The sequence below is a fragment of the Actinotalea caeni genome (assembly GCF_009733795.1).
Lineage (GTDB): Bacteria > Actinomycetota > Actinomycetes > Actinomycetales > Beutenbergiaceae > Pseudactinotalea > Pseudactinotalea caeni.
Map to the genome: position 1 here is coordinate 187,564 of NZ_WNXX01000003.1, position 19,606 is coordinate 207,169.

19 protein-coding genes and 1 pseudogene are annotated in these 19,606 nt (G+C 75.3%); 8 read left to right on the forward strand and 12 right to left on the reverse strand.

What is annotated here, in order from left to right:
• Nucleotide 1: 1 nt before the first annotated feature.
• The 4 genes from GPA02_RS04130 to gatC all read right to left on the reverse strand — a co-directional run bounded on the left by GPA02_RS04130 (nt 2) and on the right by gatC (nt 3,668).
• Nucleotides 2-220: a hypothetical protein gene (locus GPA02_RS04130; RefSeq protein ID WP_204986489.1), complete on the reverse strand. Its 219-nt coding sequence runs from the start codon at nt 218-220 to the stop codon at nt 2-4.
• 82 nt (nt 221-302) lie between these two features.
• Entirely contained in the window at nt 303-1,805 is a 1,503-nt protein-coding gene (gene gatB, locus GPA02_RS04135; RefSeq protein ID WP_156198580.1) for an Asp-tRNA(Asn)/Glu-tRNA(Gln) amidotransferase subunit GatB, read from the reverse strand.
• A gap of 52 nt (nt 1,806-1,857) precedes the next feature.
• A complete protein-coding gene (gene gatA, locus GPA02_RS04140) occupies nt 1,858-3,372 on the reverse strand; it encodes an Asp-tRNA(Asn)/Glu-tRNA(Gln) amidotransferase subunit GatA (protein ID WP_156198581.1) in 1,515 nt (504 codons plus the stop codon).
• Nucleotides 3,369-3,668, reverse strand: coding sequence for an Asp-tRNA(Asn)/Glu-tRNA(Gln) amidotransferase subunit GatC (gene gatC / locus GPA02_RS04145; protein WP_156198582.1), 300 nt, complete (start codon nt 3,666-3,668; stop codon nt 3,369-3,371). Before gatC ends, gatA begins: the two co-directional genes overlap by 4 nt.
• A 376-nt stretch (nt 3,669-4,044) precedes the next feature.
• On the opposite strand from gatC, the pseudogene GPA02_RS19215 reads away from it, so the two are divergent.
• The 3 genes and pseudogenes from GPA02_RS19215 to GPA02_RS04155 form a co-directional block, all read left to right on the forward strand.
• Nucleotides 4,045-4,344, forward strand: a pseudogene (locus GPA02_RS19215) (DUF308 domain-containing protein); the annotation flags it as partial.
• 530 nt (nt 4,345-4,874) lie between these two features.
• Nucleotides 4,875-5,594, forward strand: coding sequence for a lipase family protein (locus tag GPA02_RS19220; protein WP_240133869.1), 720 nt, complete (start codon nt 4,875-4,877; stop codon nt 5,592-5,594).
• 26 nt (nt 5,595-5,620) lie between these two features.
• Nucleotides 5,621-6,202: a hypothetical protein gene (locus GPA02_RS04155; RefSeq protein ID WP_156198583.1), complete on the forward strand. Its 582-nt coding sequence runs from the start codon at nt 5,621-5,623 to the stop codon at nt 6,200-6,202.
• 7 nt (nt 6,203-6,209) lie between these two features.
• Here GPA02_RS04155 and GPA02_RS19225 read toward each other — a convergent pair whose 3' ends face one another.
• Genes GPA02_RS19225 through GPA02_RS04175 form a run of 4 tightly spaced genes read right to left on the reverse strand, consistent with a single transcriptional unit; the run spans nt 6,210 to nt 8,845 of the window.
• A complete protein-coding gene (locus tag GPA02_RS19225; RefSeq protein ID WP_156198584.1) occupies nt 6,210-7,058 on the reverse strand; it encodes a 5-oxoprolinase subunit C family protein in 849 nt (282 codons plus the stop codon).
• Complete coding sequence (pxpB, locus tag GPA02_RS19230) at nt 7,055-7,660, reverse strand: 5-oxoprolinase subunit PxpB (protein WP_156198585.1); 606 nt, start codon at nt 7,658-7,660, stop codon at nt 7,055-7,057. Before pxpB ends, GPA02_RS19225 begins: the two co-directional genes overlap by 4 nt.
• The gene (locus GPA02_RS04170; protein WP_156198586.1) at nt 7,657-8,391 is read right to left on the reverse strand and encodes a LamB/YcsF family protein; all 735 of its coding nucleotides are present in this window, start codon (nt 8,389-8,391) and stop codon (nt 7,657-7,659) included. The genes pxpB and GPA02_RS04170 overlap by 4 nt, the downstream gene beginning before the upstream one ends.
• A gap of 43 nt (nt 8,392-8,434) precedes the next feature.
• On the reverse strand, nt 8,435-8,845 hold the full coding sequence (locus tag GPA02_RS04175; protein WP_156198587.1) for a pilus assembly protein CpaE: 411 nt from the start codon (nt 8,843-8,845) through the stop codon (nt 8,435-8,437).
• A gap of 62 nt (nt 8,846-8,907) precedes the next feature.
• On the opposite strand from GPA02_RS04175, the gene GPA02_RS04180 reads away from it, so the two are divergent.
• Nucleotides 8,908-10,065, forward strand: coding sequence for an acyl-CoA dehydrogenase family protein (locus tag GPA02_RS04180; protein ID WP_156198588.1), 1,158 nt, complete (start codon nt 8,908-8,910; stop codon nt 10,063-10,065).
• Nucleotides 10,066-10,558: 493 nt separating this feature from the next.
• On the opposite strand, the gene ligA is transcribed toward GPA02_RS04180, so the two are convergent.
• Entirely contained in the window at nt 10,559-12,808 is a 2,250-nt protein-coding gene (ligA, locus tag GPA02_RS04185) for an NAD-dependent DNA ligase LigA (RefSeq protein WP_156198589.1), read from the reverse strand.
• 92 nt (nt 12,809-12,900) lie between these two features.
• Between ligA and GPA02_RS04190 the strand changes: the two genes are divergently transcribed.
• Complete coding sequence (locus GPA02_RS04190; protein WP_156198590.1) at nt 12,901-13,512, forward strand: hypothetical protein; 612 nt, start codon at nt 12,901-12,903, stop codon at nt 13,510-13,512.
• Nucleotides 13,509-13,961 (forward strand): hypothetical protein, encoded by a 453-nt coding sequence (locus tag GPA02_RS04195; RefSeq protein ID WP_156198591.1) that lies wholly within the window; start codon nt 13,509-13,511, stop codon nt 13,959-13,961. The genes GPA02_RS04190 and GPA02_RS04195 overlap by 4 nt, the downstream gene beginning before the upstream one ends.
• A gap of 51 nt (nt 13,962-14,012) precedes the next feature.
• Here GPA02_RS04195 and GPA02_RS04200 read toward each other — a convergent pair whose 3' ends face one another.
• The 3 genes from GPA02_RS04200 to GPA02_RS04210 all read right to left on the reverse strand — a co-directional run bounded on the left by GPA02_RS04200 (nt 14,013) and on the right by GPA02_RS04210 (nt 17,240).
• Nucleotides 14,013-14,789 (reverse strand): maleylpyruvate isomerase family mycothiol-dependent enzyme, encoded by a 777-nt coding sequence (locus GPA02_RS04200; protein ID WP_156198592.1) that lies wholly within the window; start codon nt 14,787-14,789, stop codon nt 14,013-14,015.
• Between the two features lie 91 nt (nt 14,790-14,880).
• Nucleotides 14,881-16,023, reverse strand: coding sequence for a tRNA 2-thiouridine(34) synthase MnmA (gene mnmA, locus GPA02_RS04205; RefSeq protein WP_156198593.1), 1,143 nt, complete (start codon nt 16,021-16,023; stop codon nt 14,881-14,883).
• Complete coding sequence (locus GPA02_RS04210) at nt 16,020-17,240, reverse strand: cysteine desulfurase family protein (RefSeq protein WP_170296828.1); 1,221 nt, start codon at nt 17,238-17,240, stop codon at nt 16,020-16,022. Before GPA02_RS04210 ends, mnmA begins: the two co-directional genes overlap by 4 nt.
• A gap of 159 nt (nt 17,241-17,399) precedes the next feature.
• On the opposite strand from GPA02_RS04210, the gene GPA02_RS04215 reads away from it, so the two are divergent.
• Both GPA02_RS04215 and GPA02_RS04220 read left to right on the forward strand, forming a co-directional pair.
• Entirely contained in the window at nt 17,400-19,115 is a 1,716-nt protein-coding gene (locus tag GPA02_RS04215; RefSeq protein ID WP_156198594.1) for an outer membrane protein assembly factor BamB family protein, read from the forward strand.
• 64 nt (nt 19,116-19,179) lie between these two features.
• Entirely contained in the window at nt 19,180-19,584 is a 405-nt protein-coding gene (locus GPA02_RS04220; protein ID WP_156198595.1) for a hypothetical protein, read from the forward strand.
• Nucleotides 19,585-19,606: the final 22 nt, after the last annotated feature.

Consider the following 19,606-nt stretch of genomic DNA (forward strand, 5'->3'; position numbering starts at 1 on the left):
GCTAGCCCCGACCGCCGTCGGGGCGCGGCACGACCGGTACCGACTGCGCCGTGGGCGCCTGCTCGCCCGGGTCGACGGCGGGGCCCACCTCACCGGTCGACATGAGCGCCGCGACGAGCAGCCCGGCCGCGGCGACCACCACGACGACGGCGAGCGCCAGCCAGGACACGACGAACGCAGGGCTCCGCCCGGGACCGGTGGCCGCCTCGCGCACGCTCATACCCTGTACATGTCCGGACGGGCCGGATCATGACATCGCCGCTGCGACGACCTCGCGATCGCCCAGGGGACTCGCGGAGGCGTCAGCCCTGCACGCGCTCCATGACGAGCTCGCGCACGCGCCCGGCGTCCGCCTGGCCGCGCGTCGCCTTCATGACCGCGCCGATGATGACGCCCATCGGGCCCAGGTTGCCGCCGCGGATCTTCTCCGCGATGTCGGGCTGCGCGGCGAGCGTGGCGTCGATGACCTCCAGCAGCGGGCCGTCGTCGGAGACGATCTCCAGCCCGCGGGCGGTGACGACCTCCTCCGGGCTGCCCTCGCCGGCCAGCACGCCCTCGAGCACCTGCCGGGCCAGCTTGTCGTTGATGCGACCGGAGTCGACCAGCGCCTGCAGCTCACCGATCGCCGCCGGCGTCACCGGCAGCTCCTCGAGCGCGACCTCCTGGGCCTTCGCGGTGCGGGCCAGCTCACCCATCCACCACTTGCGCGCCGCCGCCGGGCTCGCGCCCGCGGCGACCGTGGCCTCGATGAGGTCGAGCGCGCCCGCGTTGACGACGTCGCGCATCTCGGCGTCGGCGTAGCCCCACTCGGCCTGCAGCCGGCGCCGGCGGGCCGCCGGCAGCTCGGGCAGGCTCGCGCGGATCTCCTCGACCCACTCGCGCGAGGGCGCGATCGGCACGAGGTCCGGCTCCGGGAAGTACCGGTAGTCCTCGGCGTCGGACTTCACCCGACCGGGCGACGTCGTGCCGGTGTCCTCGTGGAAGTGGCGCGTCTCCTGCACGACCGTGCCACCGCCGTCGAGCACCTCGGCCTGCCGGGCGACCTCGAAACGGACGGCACGCTCGATCGAGCGGAACGAGTTGACGTTCTTCGTCTCGGTACGCGTGCCCAGCGGTGCGTCCGGCGAGGGGCGCAGCGAGACGTTGATGTCGGCGCGCACGTTGCCGCGCTCCATGCGGGCCTCGGAGACCCCCAGCGCGCGGAAGATGTCACGCAGCGTCTGCACGTAGGCCCGCGCGACCTCGGGCGCCCGCTCCCCCACGCCGGTGATCGGCTTGGTGACGATCTCCACCAGCGGCACGCCCGCGCGGTTGTAGTCGACGAGCGAGTGCGAGGCACCGTGGATGCGGCCGTCCGCGCCGCCGACGTGGGTGTTCTTGCCGGCGTCCTCCTCCATGTGCGCGCGCTCGATCTCGACGCGGACCACGGTTCCGTCGGAGAGCTCGACGTCGAGGTGGCCGTCGAAGGCGATCGGCTCGTCGTACTGGGAGGTCTGGAAGTTCTTCGGGATGTCCGGGTAGAAGTAGTTCTTCCGCGCGAACCGGCAGGTCTCGGCGATCTGGCAGCCGAGCGCGAGCCCGATCCTGATCGCGTGCTCGACGGCGGCACCGTTGACGACCGGCAGCGCACCGGGCAGGCCGAGCGACACCGGCGTGACCAGCTCGTTGGCACCCTCCGGCTCGGTCCCGCCCGCGGGCGAGGGGGCGTCGTCGAACATCTTCGTGCGGGTGCCGAGCTCGACGTGGACCTCGATGCCCAGCACCGGGTCGTAGCGCGTGATCGCGTCCTCGAAGGTGACGGTCATGAGAGGTCCTCAGGGGTCGTGCGGGGCGTGTGCGGGGCGGCGGAGGTGGTGCTCACCGGGCCACCGCCAGCTCGGGCGCGTGGGCGAGCAGCGGGCCGCCCCACTGCTGCAGCAGCAGCGCCTCCAGCGCGGCGCCGACGGCGTAGAGCCGCGCGTCCTGCCGCGCCGGGGCGAGGATCTGGATGCCGGCCGGCAGGCCGTCGTCCGAGAGCCCGCTGGGCAGCGACAGCCCGGGCACGCCCGCGAGGTTCGCGGGGATCGTCGCGACGTCGTTGAGGTACATCGCGAGCGGGTCCTCGAGCTTGGAGCCGAGCGGGAACGCCGTGGTCGGCGTCGTGGGCGAGACCAGCACGTCGGCCTGCTCGAACGCCGCCGCGAAGTCCCGCTGGATCAGCGTGCGGACCTTCTGCGCGCTGCCGTAGTAGGCGTCGTAGTAGCCGGCCGAGAGCGCGTAGGTGCCGAGGATGATGCGGCGCTTGACCTCGTCGCCGAAGCCCGCGCCGCGGGTCGCCGCCATGACGCGCTCCGCCGTCACGGGGCCCTCGGAGGGCTCGACGCGCAGGCCGTAGCGCATGCCGTCGAACTTGGCGAGGTTGCTCGACGCCTCCGACGGCAGGATCAGGTAGTAGGCCGCGAGCGCCGCGGAGAAGCTCGGGCAGGAGACCTCGACGACGTCGGCGCCGGCGGCGACCATCGTGTCGAGCGCCTTCTGGAAGGCGTCGCGCACACCCGGGTCGTAGCCCTCGCCGCCGAGCTCGTTGACGACGCCGACGCGCAGACCCTGCAGGTCGCCGGCGGCCCCCTGCCGGGCCGCGTCGGCGTACGACGGCGCGGGCTCGGGCAGCGAGGTCGAGTCGCGGGGGTCGTGGCCACCGATGACGTCGTGCAGCAGACCGGCGTCGAGCACCGTGCGCGTGCACGGGCCCGCCTGGTCGAGGCTCGAGGCGAGCGCGATGAGGCCGTAGCGGGAGACCGAGCCGTAGGTCGGCTTGACGCCGACCGTGCCGGTGACCGCGGCGGGCTGGCGGATCGAGCCGCCGGTGTCGGTGCCGATGGCGAGCGGGGCCTCGTAGGCCGCCACGGCGGCCGCGGAGCCGCCGCCCGAGCCGCCCGGGATGCGGTCGAGGTCCCACGGGTTGCGGGTGGGCCCGTACGCCGAGTGCTCGGTGGAGGAGCCCATCGCGAACTCGTCCATGTTGGTCTTGCCCAGGATCGGCATGCGGGCCTGCCGCAGCCGGGTGACGAGCGTGGCGTCGTACGGCGGCACCCAGCCCTCGAGGATCTTCGACCCCGCGGTGGTCACCTGCCCCTTGGTGACGACGACGTCCTTGACGGCGACCGGCACCCCCGCGAGCGGGTGGAGCTTCTCGCCGGCGGCGCGCGCGGCGTCGACCGCGGCGGCCTCGCCGAGCGCCCCCTCGGCGTCGACGTTGAGGAAGGCGTGCACGTCGCCGTCGACGGCGGCGATCCGGTCGAGGTGGGCCTGGGTGACCTCGACGCTGCTGACCTCGCCCGCGGTGAGCGCGGTGGCCAGCTCGGCGGCGGTGAGCCGGGTCAGGTCGCTCATGCGTCCTCGCCCAGGATCTGCGGCACGGCGAACTTGCCGTCCTCCGCCTCGGGGGCCTGCGACAGCACCTCGTCGCGGTCGAGCGTCTCGCCCGGCACGTCGTCGCGGAACACGTTGGTCAGCGGGATCGGGTGGCTGGTCGCGGGCACGCCGGGACCGGCGACCTCGCTGACGGTCGCGACGGCCTGGACGATGACGTCCAGCTCGCCGGCCAGCCGCGTCACCTCGTCCTCGGTGAGGTCGATCCGGGCCAGCCCGGCCAGCCGGACCACCTCGGCAGAGTCGATCGTGGACATGGTGGCGAGTCTATGAGGCTTCCAGGGTGCCGGTTCCCACCGGGCGGTGGGGCGGGTCGGCCGACGGTCGCGGCGCACCGGCGGCGATCAGGTCCGCGGGCAGGCGGCTCGACCCTAGGCTCGAGCCGTGGTCACGTCATGGTCGGCGCCCTCGCGGATCGACGCGCTGCTCGGTCGGCTGCCGCGCTGGGCGCGGCTGCTGCTGTCGCTCGCGGCGGTGGGCCTGGGGGTGGTGCTCGTCACGCGCCCGACGACGTCGCTCGGGGTGCTCGCTGTGCTGCTCGGGTCCGGGCTCGCGGTGCTGGGTGTGCTGACCGTCGCCGGCGAGGTGCGCTCGACGCGAGGCGGGACCGCCCGTGTGGCGACCGGGGTAGTCATGGTCGCCGCGGGGCTCTTCCTGCTGGTCTTCCTCGGCCTGACGGTGCGGCTGGCGGCGCTGGTGGTCGGGATGGCGCTCGTCGTGCACGGGGCGGGCCAGGCGCTCGACGCCGTCCGCGGCAGCCGCCCCCGCGACGAGCGTGCGGCGGCGATCATGCTCGGGCTCGCGGGCGTCGTCCTCGGCGTGCTGGCGCTCGTGTGGCCCGACGTCACGCTGCTGGTGACGTCCGTGGTGCTCGGGGTGCGGCTCGTCGTCCTGGGCGTCGTCCACGGGTGGTCGGCCATGACCGGGCGCAGCCGGCGCGCCGGCGCGCCGCGCGCACCACGACCCGCCCGGCGCTGGGCCCGGACCGCCACGGCCGCCGCCGCGGTGCTGCTCGCGCTCGCCGCGGGCGGCGTCAGCCTCTACCTGCGCGGCGCCGCACCCGTCGTCGACGACTTCTACGCCGCGCCGCGGCTGCTGCCCGGCGAGCCCGGGCGGCTGATCCGGTCGGAGCCGTTCACGCGCGACGTCCCGCCCCAGGCCCGGGCCTGGCGCATCCTGTACACGACCTCGCACGGCGACGGCTCCCCCGCCGTCGCGAGCGCGCTCGTGGTCGTCCCCCGGGACGGCGCAGGCAGCTGGCCCGTCGTCCAGTGGGCGCACGGCACCACCGGGTTCGCGCGCCAGTGCGCGCCGTCGCTGCTGGAGGAGCCGTTCGCCTCGGGCGCGATGTTCCTGCTGCCCGAGGTCCTCGCGCAGGGCTGGGGGCTGGTCGCGACCGACTACGTGGGGCTCGGCACCGAGGGCCCCACCCCTACCTCGTGGGTGCCGACTCCGCGTACGCCGTGCTCGACGCCGCGCGAGCGGCGCGCGAGCTCGACGGCGCCGACCTCGGCCTGCGCAGCGTCGTCTGGGGTCACTCGCAGGGCGGCGGCGCCGCGCTGTGGACCGGCGGCGTCGCCTCCTACTACGCCCCCGACGTCCCGCTCGACGGCGTCGCGGCCCTCGCCCCCGCGGCGAACCTGCCGGGCCTCGTCGCCACGCTGCCGGACGTGACCGGCGGCAGCGTGTTCGCCTCGTTCGTCCTCTCCGGCTACGCCGGCGTGTACCCCGACGTGACGTGGCGCGACTACGTGCGCCCCGGCGCGCAGACGACCGTGCGCGCCATCGCCTCGCGCTGCCTGTCCGAGCCGGGCGTGCTCGTCTCGGTGCTCGAGCTGCTCGCGCTCAGCCGCGACCCGGTGATCACCGCGAGCGACCCTGGCACCGGGCCGCTCGGCACCCGGCTCGCCGAGAACGTGCCGCCGCTGACGACCGAGGCGCCGCTGCTGCTCGCGCAGGGCGCCGACGACACCCTGATCACCACCGAGATCCAGGAAGAGTTCGTCGACGCGGTGTGCGATGCCGGCCAGCAGCTCGACTACCGCACCTACGAGCGGCGGGACCACGTGGGCCTCGTGCAGCCGGACTCGCCGCTGGTGCCCGATCTGATCGCCTGGACGCACGACCGGTTCGCCGACGTGCCGGTCGAGCCCGGCTGCCTCCGCTTCGGGGAACGGCCCTGAGCGAGCCCGCACCTAGCATGGGCAGCATGCCCGAGCAGGACGACAACCCTCGCCCCGACGACGCGGCCGCCGACCTGGTGGGTCGGTCGGAGCCGGGCGGGTCGGAGGCAAGCACCGAGCCGGGCGGGTCGGAGCCGACCACCGCCGAGCCGGGCGGGTCGGAGCCGACCACCGCCGAGCCGGGCGGGTCGGAGCCGACCACCGCCGAGCCGGGCGGGTCGGAGCCGACCACCGCCGAGCCGGGCGCACCGGAGCCGACCGACACCGACCGGACCGACGCCGTCGACCCGTTCCGGATCCCGCACGCCACGAGCGACGACGACGAGACCGACCCGCGCCCGCTCAGCCGGCTCGCGCGCCGGTTCCGGGTGCCGATCGGGGTGATCGTCGCGCTGCTGGGCGGCGCGCTCGCGGTCGTGTTCGCGCTGCGTCCGCGCGCGGGCGAGGGCACCGGCGCCGTCGTCGCGAACGTCGCCGGCGTGGCGGTGTGGGTGTGCGTGGCCGCGGTCGGCGTCGCGTGGGCGCTGGCGGCGCCGCGCCGGGTCGTCAACATGTGCGCGCTCGCCGGGGTGGCGGCCTACGTCGTGATGCTGGTCGCCGGCATCTGAGCCGAGGTCACCGCGGGCCGGCGTGCCGGAACCGCACCGTGGTGCCGGCACGCAGCTGCGCGAGCACGTCGCACGCCGCCGCGGTCAGCACCGCGACCACCGGGTAGCCGCCGGTCGTCGGGTGGTCCGGTCCGAGGACCACCGGCTCGCCGCTCGGCGGTACCTGGACCGATCCCGCCACGACGCCCTCCGACGGCAGCTCCGCCGTCACCGACCGCAGCAGCGGCTCCCCCTCCAGCCGGGTGCCGACGCGGTCCGCGAGCGCCGAGACACGCCAGGGCCGCGCGTAGAGCTGCTCGGGGTCGGCGAGCCAGTCGGCGCGCGGGCCGGCTGCGGCGTCGAGCATCGCGAGCGTCCCGGGAGGCGGCGGTGCGGGCGTCGGGTCGCTGGTCGGCACCTCGCCGGCCGGCGGCAGCACCGCGAGCCGGTCCCCCACCTGCACCGGTGGTGGCCCGAGCCCCGAGAGCGTGTCGGTCGCGCGCGACCCGAGCACCGGCTCGACGTCGAGCCCGCCGCGGACGGTCAGGTAGCTGCGCAGCCCCCAGCGGGGCGCCGCGAGCGCCACGAGGGAACCGGCCGGGGCGGGGACGACGCGGCCGTCGTCGGGCACGCCGTCGACCGTGACGGCGCCCGGTGCGCCGGTGACGGCGAGCAGCAGGTCGTCGTGGACGCGCACCGAGATCGCGCCCATGACCTCCAGACCCGCAGCGGTGGCGGGGTTCCCGAGCGCGGTGTTGCCGGCGCGCAGCGCCGCCCGGTCAGCCGCGCCCGAGGGCGACACCCCGAGGTGGCTCAGCCCGGGCCGGCCGAGGTCCTGCACGAGAGCGGACCCGATCAGCTCGACGACCTCGATCATCGCGGCACGAACCTCACCTCGGTGCCCGCGGCGAGGCGGGTCGGCGGGTCGGCAGCGACGTCGAACAGGGTCGCGGAGGTGCGGCCGAGCAGCCGCCAGCCGCCCGGCGACGAGCGCGGGTACACGGCGGCGTAGGCACCGGCGATCGCGACCGACCCGGCGGGCACGCTCGGCCTCGGCGTGCTGAGCCGGGGCAGGTGCAGCACCGGGTCGAGCCCGGTGAGGTAGGCGAACCCGGGCGCAAAGCCGACGAACTCCACCCGGTAGCGGGCGGCGCTGTGCCGCCGCACGATCTCCTCGGGGCTCAGCCCGGTGAGGTCGGCGACCTCGGCCAGGTCCTCGCCGTCGTAGTCGACCTCGACGACGACCTCCTCCGTGGGCAGCGGCACGGGGTCGGTCGCTGCGGCCGTCTCCACGAGCTCGCGCAGGCCGGGCAGTGCCGCCGGGTCCGCGGCGACGACGAGCACGGTGCGGGCGCCGGGCACGACGTCCTCGGTGTCGGGTCGCTCGCGCAGCCGCTCGGCGAGGGCGCGTGCGGTGGCGGCGTCGTCGAGCTCGACGAGGATCGCCCGCTCCCCGCTCGGCAGCACCCGCACGCTCATGCCGGTGCCGCGATCTCGACGCCGGCCGCCACGAGGTCTTCTCGCAGCGCGCGGGCGATCGCGACCGCGCCGGGGGTGTCGGAGTGCACGCAGATCGTGCCGGCCGCGACCCGGACCGAGGAGCCGTCGGAGGCGGTGACCGTGCCGTCGCGGACGAGCCCGAGCATCCGCTGCGCGACGGCGATCGGGTCGTGGAGCACCGCGCCCGGCTCCGTGCGCGGCACGAGGCTGCCGTCGGCACGGTAGCCGCGGTCGGCGAACGCCTCCCCCAGCGTCGGCAGCCCCGCCACCCGCGCGAGGTCGAGCACCAGCCCGCCCGGGAGCCCGACGACGGCGAGCCTCGCCTCACGCGCCAGCGCCACCACCGCCTCGGCGTGCTCGGCGTCGCGCACGACCCGGTGGTACAGGGCGCCGTGGGGCTTGAGGTAGGCGACCTCGGTGCCCGCGGCACCGGCGGCGGTCACGAGCGCGTCGAGCTGGCGACGCAGCTCGGCGAGGAGGGCCCCGCCGTCGAGGTCCATCTCGACGCGACCGAACCCGGCGACGTCGGGGTAGGAGACGTGGGCGCCGACGCGGACACCGCGCGCGACGGCCTCGCGGCACACGACGCGCATCGAGTCGGCGTCGCCCGCGTGGCCGCCGCAGGCGACGTTGGCGCTGCTGACGACGTCGAGCATCGCGCGGTCGTCGCCCATCCCTTCGCCGAGGTCGGCGTTGAGGTCGATCCGCACGGACCCATTGTGCGACGACGCGCGCCTGCCGGGCGGCGGCGTCTCAGCCCACCGCGAGACCGACGAGATCGAGCAGGGCGAGCGCGTAGGCGTCGGCTGGATCGGCCGCACGCCCGACGATCGGCTCGTGGCCGGCGACCTGCGCGGTGACGACGTACTCGCCGTCGGCCCGCACGAGCGACACGAAGGCGCCTCCCAGGAGGTCGCGCAGCTGGTCCTCGCGGGGCAGCCAGAGCGTGTCGGAGGTGGGCACGGAGTCCAGCGCCCACTCGGTCGTGCCGTTGAAGCCGAAGAAGCTGCCGTGCTCGTGCTGGTGCTCCTCGACGACCATGTCGGAGACGGTGAAGACCTCCTCCGTCAGCGCCTGCTTCTCGATGCGGAAGCGGTCGCCGGACGCCGGGTGCCACCGCACCCCGGCGTCGCGCAGGGCTCGGGCGAGCTCGTCGGAGATCATCCACCCAGTATCGCCCGGGCGTGGCGCGAAGGGGCCAGCCGTGCGAGCGCGAGGATGGGCACATGACGTGGGACCTCATCGACACCGAGTCGCTGCTGACCGACGACGAGCGGGCCGTGCGGTCGCGGGTGCGCGCGCTGGTGGACGAGCACGTGCGGCCGCACGTGGCGACCTGGTTCGAGGAGGCGCGGTTCCCGGTGGAGCTGGTGCCGGAGCTCGCACGCGCAGGTCTGCTCGGCATGCACCTGCACGGGTACGGGTGCGCGGGCGCGAGCGCGGTGGAGTACGGCGTCGCGATGCAGGAGCTCGAGGCCGGTGACAGCGGCATCCGCACGTTCGTCAGCGTGCAGGGCTCGTTGGCGATGAGCGCGATCGCCAAGCACGGCAGCGACGAGCAGCGGCAGGAGTGGCTGCCGGCGATGGCGCGCGGCGAGCGGATCGGCTGCTTCGCGCTCACCGAGCCGGACGGCGGCAGCGACCCGGCAGCGATGACGACCACCGCCGTGCGCGACGGCGACGACTGGGTGATCACCGGTGCGAAGCGGTGGATCGGGCTGGCCTCGATCGCGGACGTCGCCGTCGTGTGGGCGCGCACCGAGCAGGGCGTCGCGGGGTTCCTCGTGGAGACGTCGCGGCCAGGATTCACGGCGACGCCGATCCAGCCCAAGCTGTCGATGCGGGCGTCGGTGCAGTGCGACGTCGTGCTCGACGGCGTGCGGGTGCCGGAGTCGGTGCGGCTGCCGGGGGCGCGCGGTCTGAAGGCGGCGCTCGCCTGTCTGAACGAGGCGCGCTACGGGATCGTGTGGGGCGCCCTGGGCGCCGCGCGCGACGCGCTCGAGGACGCGATCGCCTACGCGGGCACGCGCACCGTGTTCGGTCGCCCGCTCGGGCAGATGCAGCTGACCCAGCAGCGGCTCGCGGAGTCGGTGGTGGCGCTGCAGCAGGCGCAGCTGCTGGCGATCCACCTGGGGCGCCGCAAGGACGCCGGCACCCTGCAGCCGCACGAGATCTCGATGGGCAAGCTGGTCTCGTGCCGCACGGCGATCGAGATCTGCCGCGACGTGCGCGCCCTGCTCGGCGGCAACGGCGTCACCCTCGACCACTCCGCGATGCGGCACGCCGCGAACCTCGAGAGCGTCCGCACCTACGAGGGCACCGACGAGATCCACACCCTCGTCCTCGGCCAGGCGATCACCGGCCACCCCGCCTTCCGCGGCTGACGAGCCGACGCGATCGCTGGGGCTCTGGCAGCACCCACCGCCAACCTGCTCACACCAGGCGCGGCGGAAACCCGTCGCTCGATGCCACGACAACCGGTTGCACCACCCGTCGGGACCCGTCGAGCGCCCGCTGTGCGCCACCACCTCCTGCCGAACGGCCCGACCGCACGGCCCGCCTGTCTCGCGCGGCACCGTCACGCCGTCGACACCCTCGGCGGTGAAACCGGTCCGCGGCAGAGCCGCGGTGAAAGCCGACCCGAGCGCGCCCTCCGCCAACACCCAGGCCAACGGCCCACGGGAGCCATGTTCCACAGTGCGGTGAAATCGGACGCTGTTGTTGCAAAGTGCGGTGAAACCGGACGCTGTTGCACAGTGCGGTGAAAAACGGAGGCGCCGGCACAGCCGAGCGGCCGGTCACCTCGCGCGCACACGACCGCTGACCGGTCGCGGCGTCGACGACACTCGCCGGTGGGGCCGGTGGCGCCGGCCTCCCCTACTCCCCCGCGTCTCCCACGGCGGCGGGGCCGCCGGTGAGGAGCGCCTCGAACTGGGCCTCGTCGAGGATCCGGAGGCCGAGCTCGCGGGCCTTGGCCTCCTTGGAGCCGGCGCCGGGGCCGACGACGACGTAGTCGGTCTTCTTGGAGACCGAGCCGGAGGCCTTGCCGCCACGGGCGAGGATGGCCTCCTTGGCGCCGTCGCGGGAGAAGTTCTCGAGCGAGCCGGTGACGACGATCGTCAGGCCCTCGAGGGTGCGCTCGACGGACTCGTCGCGCTCGTCCTCCATGCGGACGCCCGCGGCCGCCCAGCGGCGGACGATCTCGGCGTGCCAGTCGACGGCGAACCACTCGACGACGGCCTCGGCGATCGTGGGGCCGACGCCGTCGACGGCGCTGAGCTCCTCGACGGAGGCGGAGCGGATGGCGTCCATCGAGCCGAAGTGGCTGGCGAGGGCGCGGGCGGCGGTGGGACCGACGTGGCGGATCGAGAGCGCGACGAGCACCCGCCACAGCGGCTGCGTCTTCGCCTTCTCGAGCTCGCGGAGCAGCGCCTCGGTGGCGGCGGTGGGGCGCGGCTCGCCGTTCTTGCCCTTGCCGCCGGTGGTCCAGAAGTAGGGCTGCAGCTCGAGCTCGCCGTCGCCGGCGTCCTTGCCGCGCTTGCGGCGCCACACCTTGACGTCGCGCAGCGCCTCGGCGGTGAGGTCGAACAGGCCGCCCTCGTCGCGCAGCACCGGGGTCTGCGGCTCGGTGGTGGCGTCGTCGGGCCGGCCGTGCTCGGGGTCGGTCAGCGCGATCGCGGCCTCCCAGCCGAGCGCCTCGATGTCGAACGCGCCCCGGCCCGCGAGCGCGAACACGCGCTCGCGCAGCTGCGCCGGGCAGGCGCGGGCGTTCGGGCAGCGGATGTCGACGTCGCCCTCCTTGGCGGGCGCGAGCGGGGTGCCGCAGGACGGGCACTCGGTCGGCATGACGAACTCGCGCTCGGTGCCGTCACGCAGCTCGACGACGGGCCCGACGATCTCGGGGATGACGTCGCCGGCCTTGCGCAGCACCACGGTGTCGCCGATGAGCACGCCCTTGCGCTTGACCTCGCTGGCGTTGTGCAGGGTGGCGTTCTCGACCGTCGACCCGGACACGACGACCGGCGTCATCACGCCGTAGGGCGTCACGCGGCCGGTGCGCCCGACGTTGACCCGGATGTCGAGGAGCTTGGTGTTGACCTCCTCCGGCGGGTACTTGTACGCCAGCGCCCACCGGGGTGCGCGGGAGGTCGAGCCGAGCTGGCGCTGCGCGGCGACCTCGTCGACCTTGATGACGATGCCGTCGATCTCGTGCTCGGGGTCGTGCCGGTGCTCGCCGTAGTAGGCGATCATCTCGGTCACGCCGTCGAGGTCGTCGACGACGCGGTTGTACGGCGAGGTCGGGATGCCCCACGACGCGAGCAGCTCGTAGACCTCCGACTGCCGCGTGATCGTCGCGCTCTCGGGCGCGCGGCCGCCCGGCCACCGCACCGCGCCGATGCCGTGGGCGTACATGCGCAGGTTGCGCGACGCCGTCACGCGCGGGTCCTTCTGCCGCAGCGACCCCGCCGCGGTGTTGCGGGGGTTGGCGAAGGGTGCCTTCCCCTGCTCGACGAGCGAGGCGTTGAGCGCCTCGAAGTCGGCGACCGGGAAGAACACCTCGCCCCGCACCTCGAGCAGCTCGGGCACCTCGTCGCCCGTGAGCCGCTGCGGGATCGTCGAGATCGTGCGCACGTTGAGCGTGACGTCCTCGCCGGTGCGGCCGTCGCCGCGGGTGACCCCCCGGACCAGCCGACCGTTCTCGTAGACGAGCGAGATCGCGAGCCCGTCGATCTTCAGCTCGCACAGGAAGTGGGTGCCCGTGCCGACCTCGCGCTCGACGCGCTGCGCCCACGCCTGCACCTCCTCGGCGCTGAACGCGTTGTCGAGCGAGAGCATCCGCTCGATGTGGTCGACGGCGCGGAACTCGGTCGAGAAGGTGCCGCCGACGCGCTGCGTGGGCGAGTCGGGTGTCCGGAGCTCGGGGTGCTCCTCCTCGAGCTTCTCCAACCGCTTGAGCAGCCGGTCGAACTCGGCGTCGGAGATCGTCGGCGCGTCCTTGACGTAGTAGGCGAACTGGTGCTCGCGCACCTCGTCGGCCAGCCGCTGCCACTCCGCGGCGGCATCGACGTCGGGGGCCTCGGGGACGGCGCTCGCGACGTCGGAGGTGGAGTCGGTCGTCTCGCTCACCCGCCCATTCTGGCCCCAGGCACCGACAGCGCACCTGGTCCTGCGGCGGTCGGCGCGCCCTGGCGGCGGCCGGTGTGTGGTGGGATGACCTCATGACTCAGCCGTGGTGGCCGGGCACGCCGGAGAACCCTGCGGGCTCGCCACCGGCGCACGCCTGGCAGCAGCCGCAGCAGCCGCCGCACGGCTCCCGCGGGGCGACGACGCCGGCGCAGGGCCACCCCGCGGGTGCCACCGTCCCGATGCCCGCCTCGCCCTGGGCGGCGCCCGCGGTGACGACGAGCGGTGCGACGGCGCAGCTCCCGCAGGGCCGGCCGGTCGTCGAGCGGCGCGAGGCGGCCGGTGGCCCGACGTCGTCGGGGGCGATGGCGCCTGCGCCCGCTCGCACCGTCCCGGGGCTTGGCCTGCTCGTGTTCCTGCTGGTCGTCGCCGCCCTCGGGTTCGCGTGGTTCGTGGCGAGCACCTGGGTGACCGACTGGGCGCTCGGCCTCGACGGCTGCCTGGACGGCGGTGGCGCGTGGGAGTGCGTCGTCAACGACACCTCGCGGCGGCGGGTGCTGCTGCCCGTGGTCGCGGTCCTCGGCGCCCTCTGCCTCGCCCGCGGCGCGGGCGTCGAGCGCCGCCAGGGCCGGGCGATCGGCTTCGTGCACGCACTGCTGGGCCTCGCCGTGCTCGCGCTGGCGTGGTCGACGGGAGCGGCGCTGTGACGATCTTCGACCCCTACACGAGCAACCAGCCGACGCACCCGGGGCTGAACACCGGCGGCCCGACGGACGTCTCCACGATGGCGCCGGTGCCGACCGACGGGCCGGCACCGGGCCGCTACCGCTCGGGTCTGCTCAGCGCGCTCGCACCGTTCCTCGGCTGGGTCTCGGTGGTGCTGGCGACGGCGACGGGCCTGGCCGCGGGTGTCGCGCGGCTCATGTGCGGCGAGGGTCGGCTCGACGCCCCGGCGTGCACGACCGAGCCCGCGCAGCTGGTGCTGGCACCGGCCGCCGTGCTGCTGGCCGGGGTGGTGCTGGCGGCGATCGCCGGCAGCCTCGCGAAGCGTCGTCGCGCTCTCGGCTCGGTGGTCGCGCTCGCGATCGGGGTCGCGGTCGTCTACCTCGTCCTCGACTGGTTCCGCGGCACCCTGCTCGGGCTGCCGTTCCCCTGAGCGGCCCGAGCAGCCGCACTCGCGCCGGCAGCCCCGCGCCGCGCGCGAGAGTCAGCCCGTGACCCAGTCCATGTGGTCGATCCAGTGCTCGAGCAGCGCCCGGTCGCCCTTGACGTCGATGCCTCGGCACTCGGCGAGCGGACGCCGTCGGCTGATCGCGAGCAGCAGCTCGGTCGCCGGGCCCGACGCCACGACGTCGGCATCGGCGTGCGTGCGCACGAGCACCACCTCGTCCTGCTCGCGGCGTGCGAGCCACTCGCCGTCGGCGTCGGTCGCGTGGAGGTGCAGCGTCTCGCCGTGGCCGCGCATCGCCTCGGCGAACCCGGGCCGGTTCTCCCAGTAGCCGGGCGAGGTGAGCGTGTCGAGCCAGTCCTCCAGGGCCGCGGCGGCGTGGTCCGGGTGCAGCTCGTAGCGGCGGTCGAGCGCGACCGCGGCATCGGCCCGGTGCACGGAGATCTCCCCGAACAGACGACGCGACCAGAACGGCACGCCCGCCTGTGCGCCCGAGGGCTCCCACACCGGCGTCTCGTCGTGGGCTGCGGCGAAGGCCTGCTGCGCCTCGGCCGCGCCCGCGACCAGCCAGTCGGACCAGAGCGCGGGGTCGTCCGGGGCCGCCGCCTGCCGCTCGAAGGCGCTCGTCGGGTCGGTGAGGCGCTCCCCCACGAGCATCGTCGTCATCCGCTGCACCGCGCCCACGTGGTCGACGAGGTCGGCGAGCGCCCAGTCCGGGCAGGTCGGGACGGGTGCGGCGGGGTCCTGGCCGCCCACCCACGCCGCCAGCGTGGCTGTCTGGTCGACGACGGCATCGAGGTACTCCGGTGTCTTCATCTAGCGACCGTTGGCGTGTCGCGCCGGCGCCGCAACTGCCCTTGTAGTGGCCAGCGGCGGCCGCACGGCTCGCCGGCAGCCTGACCGCAGGTCAGCCGCGCGGCGCGGCGCCCGCGGCGGCCACGCCGTCACGCCGTCGGCCGGCGCCGGGTGCGCCGGCGCGACGGGCGCTCTCGACGCTCGCCTGACCGAGCACGCGGGTGCCGTCGTAGACGACGAGCGACTGCCCCGCGGCGACGCCTCGCAGCGGTTCCGACAGCCGTGCGACCAGCCGGTCCCCGTCGAGCTCGACCGACGCGGGCACCGCCTCGCCGTGCGCGCGCACCTGCACCGTGACGTCGGTCCGGCGGCCGGACCGCTCGGCGAGCCAGACGACGTCGCGGCCGACGACCTCGTCGACGCTGAGCAGCGCCGCCGGCCCCACGACGACCCGGTTCGCGGCCGGGTCGGTCGCGACGACGTAGCGCGGCGCGCCGTCGGGCGCCGGGCGGCGCAGCCCCAGGCCCTTGCGCTGCCCGACCGTGAACCCGTACGCGCCCTGGTGGCTGCCGACGACCGCCCCGGTCTCGTCGACGATCTCACCCGGCCTCTCGCCCAGCCGGGACCGCAGGAAGCCGCGGGTGTCGCCGTCGGCGACGAAGCAGATGTCGTAGGAGTCCGGCTTCGCCGACACCGACAGCCCGCGGGCGGCCGCCTCTGCGCGCACCACGTCCTTCGACGGCACGTCGCCGAGCGGGAACAGCGAGCGCTCCAGCCGCTCGGCCCCCATGACGGCGAGCACGTAGCTCTGGTCCTTGGCGTGGTCGACGGCGCGGTGCAGCTCCCGGCCCGCCGCCCCGTCGACGATGCGCGCGTAGTGCCCGGTGCACACCGCGTCGAAGCCGAGCGCGAGCGCCCGGTCGAGCAGCGCGGCGAACTTGATGTGCTCGTTGCACCGCACGCACGGGTTGGGCGTGCGGCCGGCCTCGTACTCGGAGAGGAAGTCGGCGACGACGGTCTCCTCGAACTCCTCCGACAGGTCCCACACGTAGTACGGGATGCCGAGCACGTCGGCGGCGCGGCGGGCGTCGGAGGCGTCCTCGATCGAGCAGCAGCCGCGCGAGCCGGTGCGGTGCTGCGCGCGACTGCGCGACAGAGCCATGTGCACCCCGACGACGTCGTGGCCGGCGTCGACCGCACGCGCGGCCGCGACCGCGGAGTCGACGCCGCCCGAGAGAGCCGCCAGCACCCTCATCGCGCACCCGCCCCTGCCGCCGACGCGAGACGCGTGGCTGCGGCGGCCGTGGCCCGGCGCGGCGCGTGGGCCGCGCGCGCCCGCGCGACGACCTCGGGCAGCACCGCGAGCACGTGCTCGACGTCGCGCTCGGTCGTCGGGCGCCCGAGCGTGAACCGGACGGCGGACCGAGCCGTCGCCTCGTCGTCGCCCATCGCGAGCAGCACGTGCGAGGGCTGGGTGACACCGGCGGTGCAGGCCGACCCGGCCGAGGCGGCCACGCCCGCGGCGTCGAGGCCGAAGAGCACGGCGTCGGCGTCGGTGCCGGGGATGGTCACGAACAGGTGCCCGGGCAGGCGCGGCGCGCCGGCGGAGCGCACCCGGGCGTCGGGCACCAGCGCGAGCAGGCCGTCCTGCAGACGGTCGCGCAGCGCGGCGAGCCGGGACGTCTCCTCCTCGCGCTCGGCGACCGCCAGCCGCAGCGCGGTCGCGAGCGCGCGGGCGCCCGCCGCGTCGAGGGTGCCCGAGCGCACGCCGCGCTCCTGCCCGCCGCCGTGCAGCACCGGGGCCAGGGCGGCGTCGCGGCGCGCCAGCAGCGCCCCGACGCCGACCGGTGCGCCGATCTTGTGCCCGGAGAGCGCGAGCGTCGTGGCGCCGCTGGCCGCGAAGTCCACGGGCAGCTGCCCGACCGCCTGGACCGCGTCGGTGTGGACCGGGACCCCGGCCGCCGCGCAGGCCGCGACCACCTCGGCCACGGGCTGCACCGCACCGGTCTCGTTGTTGGCCCACATGACGGCGACGACGGCGGTCCGCTCCCCCACCCGCGCCAGGTGGGCGGCCAGACCGTCGAGGTCGAGCACGCCCTCGGCGTCGACGGCCAGCTCGGTGACCTCCGCACCCTGCGCCGTGCCGAGCCAGCGTGCGGCATCGAGCACCGCCGGGTGCTCGACCGCGGTGACCGCGACCGCGCGGCGGCCCTCGCTGGCGCCGTGGAACGCGCCGACCACACCCAGGTTGTCGGCCTCGGTCCCGCCCGCGGTGAGGACGACCTCCGTCGGGTGCGCACCCAGGTCGGCGGCGATCGACTCGCGCGACTCCTCCAGGACGCGGCGCGCCTCGCGGCCGAACGCATGGGTCGACGACGGGTTCCCCAGCCGCTGCAGGTCCTCGGCGTAGGCGCGCGCCACCTCCTCGCGCACGACCGTGGTCGCCGCGTGGTCGAGGTAGGTGGCGGTCACGACGATCGAGTGTAGGTGGCCGGCCGCACCGCGACCGGCGGCCGCTGCCGGGCCGCCGCGCACGGGGAGACCTGCCCGCGAGTGCGCTGGGTGCGTCTGGGTAGCGTGGCCCGCGATGTCCGACGCGCCGTCCCCGTCCCCGCACGAGCACCGCACCCCATGACCGACCGAGACGACTCACGCTTCCGACCCGACGACGACCAGCCGGACGACTACGAGGTCGGCGAGGACTACGAGCCCGCTCCGCCGCCCGGCGGTGCGGCGGCCGCCGCCCCGGTCGACCTCGGCACACCGCTCGAGCCGCGGCGGGCCACCCCGCGGCGCAGCAGGCGTCGGGGTCGCCGCCGCAACCTCCCGTACGGCGCGGTCGAGGACGCGGCGCAGCCGACACCGGCCCGGCGAGACGTCCGGTCGGGCCGTGCGCCCGCGGCGACCCGGACCGGTCCGAGCACCGTGCCACCCGGCGCACCCGCGCCCGCCCCGGGACCCGTCACACCGGCGAGCGGTCGGGCCGGGTGCAGCCCGAAGGCCGTCCTGCTGGTGCTGGCCGCAGCGGCGCTCGCCGGCATGGTGGCAGGCATCCTCGACGACGTCACGGGCACGGACTCCTCCTCCGACCCCACCCCGACCACCCCGCCGGACATCGACACCGCATGGGTCGTGACCGTGGCCGACCTCGACCCCGCCGCAGCCGACGACGTCGAGATCGCGATCGGCGTCGACGGCGCCTTCACCGGGCTGTCCTTCGTCAGCGACCCCGAGATGCTCGTCGTCGGGTACGGCCGCAACCACGAGCCCGACGCGCTCGCGGGCATCGACCCCGCCGACGGCACGGTCCGCTGGACGCGCGACCTGCCCGGCGTGCTGTGCGGCGACCAGGCGTTCGACGGCGCCGTCGCGTGCCTCGCGCCCGAGGACGGCGGCTGGGTCTACCACCGGGTCGACATCACGACCGGCGAGGACCTCGCCACGGCCGAGGCCCCGGTGCGCGACGTGGTCACCGTGCACGCCGGCCCCGACGCGCTGGTCGTCGTCGGGCCGGCGAACCCGGCCCCGCACGCCGACCTGACGGCGCTCGGCCTCGACGGCGAGCTGCTCTGGACGACCGACCTCGCGACCGTCGACGGCGCCGAGCACCTCTTCGACGACCTGCTCGCGAGCGACATGGGCAGGTCCGACGCCGCCGACGCGACGATGGAGCGGCCCCGGTGGCGCGATCTCGACGACGGGCTGATGATGCTCTGGGTGACGCCCGGCGTGGCGATCATCGACCCGGTGGCGGGCACCGTCGTCGCCCACGAGTGCCTGCGCGCCACCCCGGCGCACGACCGGTACTTCTGCCAGGACGAGGCCGGGATCAACCGGCGCGACCTCGACGGCCAGGTGGTGTGGTCGCTGCCGGACCTGCAGCTCGCCTACGTCACCGACACCTCCGACGCGCGCCCGGCCGCGGTCACCCAGAGGTTCGAGGTGATGCCGATCGACTGGGAGACCGGCGAGGTGACGGGTCCGGCGATCCACCGGTTCCGGCCGCGCACGAACAGCTTCACCGGCACGGCGATGGGCCCGAGCGCCGCCGGCGACGCCCAGGCCGCGTACCTCGAGCAGGACGGCCGCGTCGTCGTGCGGCTCGCGGACGACGTCGACGAGGTCCTGTGGGTCCACGACGTGGGCGAGGACGGCGACTACGTCGACGAGGTGCTGACCGTCGGCGGCACCACGGTGCTCGACGCGTACACGATGGTCGGGCTGGACGCCGACACCGGCGAGGAGCTGTGGCAGCGCCGCAACCGCTACGGCATCTACACCTCGGTCCACGACGACGCGATGATCGCGATCGGGTTCGACGAGGTCGCGCGGCTCGAGCTGCCGTGACGCGGGCAGTCCTGCCCGCCCACGTGGCCCGGTGACGTCCCCAAGCCCGGCTAACGTGGCGGCGATGAGCACGCAGCCCTCGCACCAGCCCTACGGCACCGTCGGCGCACCCGACCCCGCCGAGCCGCCGCTGACGCCGGGGTTCCAACGCTGCCCCTGCGGGCGCCCGGTGCGCCCCTGGTTCCGCGGCCAGGGTGTCGGGCACGCGATCTGGCTGGGCGTCGTCTCGCCCCTGCTCACGCTCGCGCTCTACGCGCTCGTGGTCGGCGTGGCGTTCACGCCCGGGGTGCGGCAGGTGCCGGGTGCGACGGCGGTCGTGCTGGGGCTGCTGCTGCTGTTCTACCTCGTGGCGCTGATCGCGCTCGCGGCCTCCGCGAAGCACCGTGGCCGCTGTCTCGCGGGACGCTCACTGATCTGGTTCCTGCTGTGGCCGGGCGCGGCGATCTCGGCGGTCGCCTCCGCCGTCTGAGGGGTCGTCCGGTCGCGGGACG